Origin of the sequence: Pseudomonas sp., assembly GCF_026224925.1 — a bacterium.
Taxonomy (GTDB): Bacteria; Pseudomonadota; Gammaproteobacteria; order Pseudomonadales; family Pseudomonadaceae; genus Aquipseudomonas.
In genome coordinates this window covers 1-6468 of the sequence record NZ_JAMFRV010000259.1, presented here as the reverse complement: position 1 = coordinate 6468, position 6468 = coordinate 1, and the positions used below count along the sequence as shown (strand labels likewise).

At 56.9% G+C, this 6468-nt stretch carries 8 protein-coding genes; 1 reads left to right on the top strand and 7 read right to left on the bottom strand.

Annotation, left to right across the window (positions count from 1 at the left end):
• Positions 1-250 precede the first annotated feature (250 nt).
• Complete coding sequence (locus M0974_RS11370; RefSeq protein WP_297836288.1) at positions 251-556, bottom strand: hypothetical protein; 306 nt, start codon at positions 554-556, stop codon at positions 251-253.
• A gap of 165 nt (positions 557-721) precedes the next feature.
• Between M0974_RS11370 and M0974_RS11365 the strand changes: the two genes are divergently transcribed.
• Positions 722-973 carry a hypothetical protein gene (locus M0974_RS11365; RefSeq protein ID WP_297836286.1) on the top strand — a complete coding sequence of 84 codons (252 nt, stop codon included), beginning with the start codon at positions 722-724 and terminating at the stop codon, positions 971-973.
• Here the strand turns inward: M0974_RS11365 and M0974_RS11360 are convergent.
• The 6 genes from M0974_RS11360 to M0974_RS11335 all read right to left on the bottom strand — a co-directional run.
• The gene (locus tag M0974_RS11360; RefSeq protein ID WP_297836284.1) at positions 957-1985 is read right to left on the bottom strand and encodes a nucleoside hydrolase; all 1029 of its coding nucleotides are present in this window, start codon (positions 1983-1985) and stop codon (positions 957-959) included. The two genes, M0974_RS11365 and M0974_RS11360, sit on opposite strands and share 17 nt — an antisense overlap.
• Before the next feature lie 44 nt (positions 1986-2029).
• Complete coding sequence (gene rbsD / locus M0974_RS11355; protein WP_297836283.1) at positions 2030-2434, bottom strand: D-ribose pyranase; 405 nt, start codon at positions 2432-2434, stop codon at positions 2030-2032.
• Positions 2431-3351, bottom strand: a complete 921-nt coding sequence (rbsK, locus tag M0974_RS11350; RefSeq protein WP_297836282.1) for a ribokinase — start codon at positions 3349-3351, stop codon at positions 2431-2433. The genes rbsD and rbsK overlap by 4 nt, the downstream gene beginning before the upstream one ends.
• Before the next feature lie 39 nt (positions 3352-3390).
• The gene (locus M0974_RS11345; protein ID WP_297836281.1) at positions 3391-4413 is read right to left on the bottom strand and encodes a LacI family DNA-binding transcriptional regulator; all 1023 of its coding nucleotides are present in this window, start codon (positions 4411-4413) and stop codon (positions 3391-3393) included.
• A 1-nt stretch (position 4414) separates the two neighbouring features.
• On the bottom strand, positions 4415-5419 hold the full coding sequence (locus M0974_RS11340) for an ABC transporter permease (protein ID WP_297836280.1): 1005 nt from the start codon (positions 5417-5419) through the stop codon (positions 4415-4417).
• The coding region (locus M0974_RS11335) for a sugar ABC transporter ATP-binding protein (protein WP_297836278.1) at positions 5416-6468 on the bottom strand (1053 nt) is incomplete at its 5' end. The genes M0974_RS11335 and M0974_RS11340, both read right to left, overlap by 4 nt.

The following is a 6468-nucleotide window of genomic DNA, read 5'->3' as shown; positions in this document are numbered from 1 at the left end:
CGTTCAGTTACTCTTTCTGGTATGATCCGACATCGACCGCCGCGCACCAGATTATTGCCACCAACATCACGAACGGTGCGAACTTCCAAGGCATAGAGCCTCCTTTTCAAATAAACGGTATTCAGCTCCCCCTGCGACAGTGATCAGACGTGTTTGTTGCACACGCCGCTCGCATTGGGCCTCAACAGAAGCTGCTGGAGTCTGCCTTAGCGGACAAACGGACGGGCAGTCAAATCATGTCAAAACGTGTTCAGTAGACATCGACATAGTCCAGGCGCGGATCGGCCCAGTTTTCTTTAAGCGCATTGAATATCTGCATGACCCACACCGCATCACTGGCCGCAATCGGTCCGACACAGCCGGAACCTGCTGACCAAGTCTCCAGGCGAAACAGCAGGCCATCGATATCCACCCCGCCCACCGCCGCCGTCGAGAGATATGCACTGCCAACCTTGGTGACACGCAGTTGGTTGTGCACCTCATCTTTTCCCGAAGCGATTAGTTGGCGCACGGCCTCTAACGTGAAACTCGAAGGGTTGTTCAGGTCAATGTGCACGTCGGCATCCTCGTAAATTTATCGACAAGTTTGGCACGCGCCTCGCGTCATGCCTAAGTCTGAGTGCCAAATGCCGGCCAAGATGGTTTACTGACCCGCTTTAGCACGAGGTGTTGCGGCGAATTGATGCGCCCGGACCCACTTTTCAGACCAGACGAGACAGAAATGGCAATCGTATCGATCGATGCTGACATCAAGGCCAAGTGGCCTCAGGGACAATGCTCCTACAGCCCCGGTAGCGCTGAAGAGATGGCGATTATCGGCATAGACTTGCTCGTGAAAGAACTAGGCACCGCGGGCGCTCAGGCATTCATCAGCCAGGTATTCGAGAAATACCCCAGCGATCATCTTGCGCAAGTATTAGTGAATGAGGCCCCGAAAGGACCTCTTCAGCAAGACCTCACTTCAAGCGGCTAAGACGTGAGGTCAGCAGGTCGAAGAACCCTTGGGCATCGCCGTTTTCGACCCAGAAAACGTTCTTGTCATGCTTGAGCGTGTCGTACCAGTCCGCCACGGTCTGACCAAAAGTCGGGCCTTCGCGGGTGTCGATGGTCAGGTTGACTTGCTTGCCGGAAAACAACTCAGGCTTGAGTAGGTAAGCGATGACGCTGGCGTCATGTACCGGCCCGCCTGGCAACCCGTACTGGACCATGTCCGCTTTGACATATTCGTTAAGAATATCGCCTACTAATTTGCCAGCCTGATTATTTAACGCCTCGATCTGCTTAAGCCGCAGTTCACTGGTAAGTATTTTGTGGGTCACATCCAGCGGGACGTAGGTCAGTTTGACGCCACTGGCCAACACCACCTGCGCAGCGTGCGGGTCTGCGAAGATATTAAATTCCGCGACTGGCGTAATGTTGCCGCCGTTGAAGTGCGCGCCGCCCATCACAACGACTTCTTTAATCCCTTGAGTGATTTGCGGCGCCTGCACCAACGCCAACGCCAAGTTGGTCTCGGGACCGAGTAATGCCAGAGTAATACTGTGTGGCGGCGCTTTACTCAGGGTTGCAATCAGGTAATCGACGGCATTGCCGTTGGCCAGACCCACTTTGGGTTCATGCACGGCGATACCTGGCAAGCCTTCCTGGCCGTGAATATTTTCGGCGTAAATCGGCGTACGCACCAAGGGCTTGGGGGCGCCTGCATAGACCGGCACTTCTTCGCGCCCTGCCCACTCACGCGCCAACCTGGCATTGCGTGAGGTTTTGTCCAGACGCACATTGCCAGCGACCGTGGTGATCGCCAACACGTTAAGCTCCTCAGGCGAAGCCAGCGCCAACAGCAACGCCACGACATCGTCGGCGCCCGGATCCGTGTCGATGATCAGGTCGCGTCGTTCGGTGGCTTGCACGGAGGTAGCGCTGAGTACGGACAAAAGTAGGATGCTCCGAAAAAATTGTTGCAGATAGTCGGTATAGCGTGGCATGTGAAACTCCCTGTATCAAAGATACTGATTGCTCTGCACCGACCTTAGAACGTAACGCCTGCGACCAGAGCAATGTTGGTGTACGGCTGACATTCACCGGTGCGCACAATCGCTCGCGCCGAACGACTCAAATTTTTCAACTCATCGTGACTGACCAAGCGCTGCTGGCCCAGTTCACCCCGCAAGTGCAGGCCTTCGACAACGACCAACGCCGGAGGCTGTTTATCCAGCATCTCCTCGGCCAATACATGGCTCTCGACCTGCATTTCAGTCAGCACAATGCGCAGCACGCTCGCAAAGTCAGGAATTCCTTGGGTCAGCGCGAGATCAATCAACTCGACGCCGGGCGGCACCGGCATTCCGGCGTCGACGATCATGACGATATCGCCATGTCCCAACGAGGCAATAACGCGCGACAAGGCAATATTGAGCAGAGGTGTCTTTTTCATGGCTGATGGAAACTCTGAACGTCGTTAAGGGTTGGGATGGAGGGTTGCGCGCCGGCACGGGTGACCGATAGAGCGGCGGCAATCTGACCAAAACCTATGGCTTGAGACTCACTCTGGCCCCGCGCCAATGCAGCGGCGAAACCACCGACAAAGGTGTCGCCGGCCGCAGTGGTGTCTACCGCCTGAACCTTCGGCGCCGGAAAATGCTGGAAGCTTTGACCGTCAGCGAATAACGACCCCAGTGCGCCCAAAGTAATGATTACTTTTGAGGCGCCCGCCTCCAATAATTTGCTGGCAGCTGCTTCAGCAGACGCCAATGAATCCACAGAAACGCCGGTCAAGGCTGTGGCTTCGCTTTCATTGGGAATCACGTAATCAATCAGCGGGAACCAACCGGCCGGCAACGGGCCAATAACTGGCGCGGGATTGAGAATCACGATCTTGCCCAGCTCACGACCGCGCTTGAGGGTATGGGCGACAGTGTCCATCGGCACTTCAAGCTGACAAATGATTACGTCTGCCTCGGCCAGTTTTGAGTCGAAACCCACCATCACCTCAGGCGTCAGCCGACCGTTGCCGCCCGCGACAATGACAATTGCGTTCTGGCTGCTGGCATCCACCACAATCAGCGCCACTCCACTGGATACACCCGCCACCGCGGTCACTGCCTCGCAGTCGATCTGCTCATCGACCAACGCGGCCCGCAACTGCTCGCCGTAAGCATCCTCACCAACACAGCCAACCATGGCGACATGGGCACCCAAGCGGGCCGCAGCGACGGCCTGGTTAGCGCCCTTGCCGCCGGGAACAGTGCTAAACGATTTGCCTGCCAGGGTTTCACCAGCCCGCGGCAGGCGCTCTGCTCGAGTCACCAAGTCCATGTTCAAGCTTCCCACTACCACTACTTTTGCTTGCATGTTTCAGCACTCTTTAATCTGTTTCAGCGGCAATTTGTTTCAGCGAAAGGCATTGAACACATTGGTCGGCGGCGCGGTGGACTCGCGTATAACAATGCTCGGCGCCACGATACGCTGCTCAATGGCGGTATGAGCCGGTGCCGAGATGCGTCGCAACAAGACCTCGGCGGCCATTTCACCCAATTGAAGAATAGATTGGCCGACGGTGGTCAGCGCCGGGTAGACGAAGCGGCTCATCTGGATGTCATCAAAACCGATCACCGACAAATCGCCAGGTACGCGGATGTTGCGCTCGGCTGCGGCGCGCAACACACCGATACCGATCATGTCGTTACCGGCGAAAACTGCGGTCGGCGGGTTGTGGTTCAGCAAAGTGACCGCCGCTTGGTAACCGCCCGGGCTGGTGAAATCGCTTTCGATGATCCATTCATCCGGCACGACTACCTTGGCCTCAAGCATGGCGCGGCGATAACCAGCCAAGCGCATTTGCGCCACGCTGGTTTGTGCCGGTCCGCAGATACAGGCGATATGCCGATGACCCAATTCGAGTAGGTGACAAGTCGCCAGATAAGCGCCCAGTTCGTGATCAATGCGCACCAGATCGGCAACGATGCCTTTAAGATCCCTGTCGACCACCACCATGGGCGTACGTACCGCCGCCAGTCCTTCATCCATACCGACGTCGCCTCCCACTGAGGAGACGATCAAACCGTCGACGCGCTTCTCCAGCAGTACCCGTAAATAACCGCGCTGCTTTTCGGGATTGTCATCGGCATTGCATAAAATCACGCAAAACCCGTTGCGCTCACAATAGTCTTCGATGCCCCGTGCCAACTCAGCAAAATACGGGTTGCTGCCATTGGGAATCAGCAAACCGATAGTTGAAGTGGCTTTGGCCTTGAGCGAGCGTGCAACAGCGCTGGGCACATAGTCGAGAGCAATGATTGCCGCCTCGACCTTGATCCGCACTGGGTCACTGACCGGGCGCGTTTTGTTAAGAACATGGGACACCGTCGTGTAGGAAATCCCTGCCAGTGCAGCTACATCCTTGATCGTCGACATATCAAGCCTGCCGACGTGCGCGGTTGCTGCGGTAAGTATCAAGCACCACTGCGACGACAATCACCGCACCGGTAATAATGCGCTTGGTCGGCTCAGTCGCGCCGATTTGCGCCAAGCCTGCAGCCAGCACCGAGATAATCAGAACACCAAAGAAGGTGCTGATCACGGATCCGCGGCCGCCCATCAAGCTGGTGCCACCAATGACGACGGCGGCGATGACTTGCAACTCCAATCCGGAACCCGCGTTAGGGTCAGCGGCTTCCAGACGTGAAATCTGAAACAGCGCCGCGACGCCCGCCAGCAGCCCCATCAAAGAAAACACTAAAATCTTGTAGGGCTTGGGATTGATCCCTGCCAGACGCACAGCCTCTTCATTGGTACCGATACCGATCAGATAACGGCCAAACACAGTACGGGTCAGCACCGCCTGAGCGACGAAGATCACCACCAGCGCGATGATGAACGACGGCGAGATCCCAAAGGCAATCGGGTTCGACAGCCAGGCGAAGGAGTCGCCGATGTACGCGGTACGTGAGCCGGTCATCTGATACGCGACGCCACGGGCCATCTCCAGTACACCGAGGGAGACGATAAACGACGGAATCTTCCAGGCCACGGTGATTGAACCCGTCACCGTGCCCGCCACCGCCGCGCAGAGCATCCCCAACAGCGCAGAGGGCACAACACCCCAACCCCAGCCGAGGATGGCTACGCTGACGGTGGACGCCGCCAAGGCCAAAACCGAGCCCACTGACAAGTCGATACCGCCGATGATCAAGACAAAGGTCATGCCCACCGCCAGCACCATCAAGTCCGGGATCTGGTTGGCCAACGTACTGAAGGTTTCGTACGACAGGAAGTGATCACTGAGTGCGGAAAACAGCGCGATCATCGCGATTAATGCGCCAGCCAGGCCCAGATATGTGCCCAGACCATAGTAATTTCCGCTGCGCTTGCCCGGCGAAGGTACGGCCGGATTTGAAGAGGTGGTCGTGGATGTTTTCATGAGATGTTCCTGGGCGCCGCTTCATTCAGCAGCGCATCACGTTTTTGATAGCCGGCAAACGCGGCAGCAAGCAGCTCGTCCTGGGTCCAGGTGTCGCGCTCGAACGTATCGATCAGGCGTCCAGCGGACAGCACGCCAATGCGATCGCAGATCAGCATCAGTTCTCGCAGGTCACTGGAGACCACCACCAACGCCCTGCCCTGTCGGGTCAATTCGCCCAGCAGTGCGTAAATATCGAACTTGGCGCCGACGTCGATACCGCGTGTCGGTTCATCGAAGAGCATCACCGTGCAGTCACGCTCCAGCCAACGACCGATCACTACTTTCTGTTGATTGCCGCCGGATAACTCGGAGACCAATTGCGTCGGGCTTGAACTGCGGATGCGCATGGCATCGACTTGGCGCTGGGCCAGCTTTATCTCGTCACGACCATTGACGACGCCGCCTTTAGAAATCGAAGGCATGTTGCCCAACGCAATATTGGCGCTGATCGATTGCGTCAGCAGCAAACCTTCGCCCTTGCGGTCTTCGGTAATTAGCGCGATACCTTCATTAACGGCGTCCACCGGAGAACGAATACTCACTGGACGGGAAGGAGAACCCAGCTCAATGGTGCCGGTATCCGCAATGTCAGCGCCGTAGATCAAACGTAAAAGCTCAGTACGCCCGGCGCCGATCAATCCAGATATGCCGAAGATCTCGCCACTGCGCACCTCGAACGACACATCCATGACCTTGTTCGAACGCCCCAGCCCTTTGACCGACAACGCCACTTCGCCTATCTGGCGCGGACCGAGGTCAATTTGCTCGCCCAACTCACGCCCGACCATCAACGTGACCAATTGCTGGCTGTTGTAATTGGCCATTGGCTCGACGCACACCAATTGGCCGTCACGCAAGACAGCAATGCGCTGCGCGACACGGGCCAGTTCTTCAAGCCGGTGGGAGATATAAATGATCGATACGCCCCGTGCTTGCAGGCGCGTGATCTGCTCAAACAACATCTCGACTTCACGCGAGGTCAACATCGCCGTCGGTTCGTCGAGGAT